Raw genomic sequence first — 261 nt, forward strand, 5'->3', positions numbered from 1 at the left:
TACTTTCGGATAGACAACGCAATGGCGAGGTTCTTTGATCGAGTAAAGCAAGGAGAGAAAAAGTCAGGCTTTCCAAGGGTGCGCCCACGACATAACTTCTTCACGCTCTGCTATCCAGCGATGTACATCAAGATCGAAAAAGGGATCATCCGACTGCCAACAGGGGGAAAAGGGAAAAATAAAAAGTATCCAGATGTCTATGCACGATTAACAGAAGAGGCACCGGAAGAATTCAAAACAGTAGCAATCAGTCGAGATGGA

The 261-nt window shown here is 45.2% G+C and carries 1 protein-coding gene; it reads left to right on the top strand.

The annotated features are described in order from the left end of the window. Positions 1-21: 21 nt before the first annotated feature. Positions 22-261: hypothetical protein (locus tag EUU22_RS04025; RefSeq protein WP_205687847.1), on the top strand; the 240-nt coding region annotated here is incomplete at its 3' end.

Source organism: Ciceribacter ferrooxidans, assembly GCF_004137355.1.
GTDB lineage: Bacteria > Pseudomonadota > Alphaproteobacteria > Rhizobiales > Rhizobiaceae > Allorhizobium > Allorhizobium ferrooxidans.